Source organism: Cellulomonas sp. ACRRI (genome assembly GCF_022346185.1).
Taxonomy (GTDB): domain Bacteria; phylum Actinomycetota; class Actinomycetes; order Actinomycetales; family Cellulomonadaceae; genus Cellulomonas.
This window is the reverse complement of the sequence record NZ_JAKRMS010000280.1, coordinates 1-610: the sequence shown is the minus strand read 5'-3', so window position 1 is coordinate 610 and position 610 is coordinate 1. Positions and strand designations below refer to the sequence as shown.

Annotated in this window: 1 protein-coding gene; it reads right to left on the bottom strand. The window is 79.5% G+C overall.

Annotated elements, in window-relative coordinates:
- Positions 1–13: 13 nt before the first annotated feature.
- On the bottom strand, positions 14–394 hold the full coding sequence (locus MHY85_RS21170; RefSeq protein ID WP_239200465.1) for a DUF3017 domain-containing protein: 381 nt from the start codon (positions 392–394) through the stop codon (positions 14–16).
- Between the last annotated feature and the right edge of the window lie 216 nt (positions 395–610).

The window sequence follows — 610 nt, the reverse complement described above, 5'->3', positions numbered from 1 at the left end:
GTGTGGGGCCGCGTCAGGGGACGGAGGGGGCCGGGACGATCTGCGACAGCACGCCGATCGTCACCGCCAGCCCCGCGAGCACCGCGACGTCCACGGCCCGCCGGCGCACGACGAGGGCGGCCGGGGCGCGCCGCACGACCGCCCGGACCACCGCGCAGCAGCCGAGGAACCCGGCGAGCGCGAGCGCCCCCGCCGGGGTTCCGGCCGCGAGCGCGAGCGCGACGCTGAACAGCACGGCCCCCGCGATCACCCACAGCGACCAGTTCCGGTCCGCGGCGAGCGAGGCACGGGCGATGGCGCGCGGGTCGAGCGGCTCGCCGTCGGGGCCGAACCGCTCGTCCTCGGGCGAGGGCCGATCGCCGGTCGCGGGGGGCACGCCCTCGTGCTGGCTCACGCGCGCCTCCCTCTCCACGGCGCGGCGACCGTCGCGCACCGTCACCGCCGAGTTTACCCGGGCCCCTGCGGCCGTCGCGGCTCCCCGCCCGGGCCCGCGCCCACCCTCCGACCGGCAGGCGCGACCCGCCGAGCTCGGTGCTTCCTCCCGAGATCGGTCCCTGCCACCACCGATCTCGGCGCGAACCACCGATCTCGGCGCGGGGCGGGCGGGGGG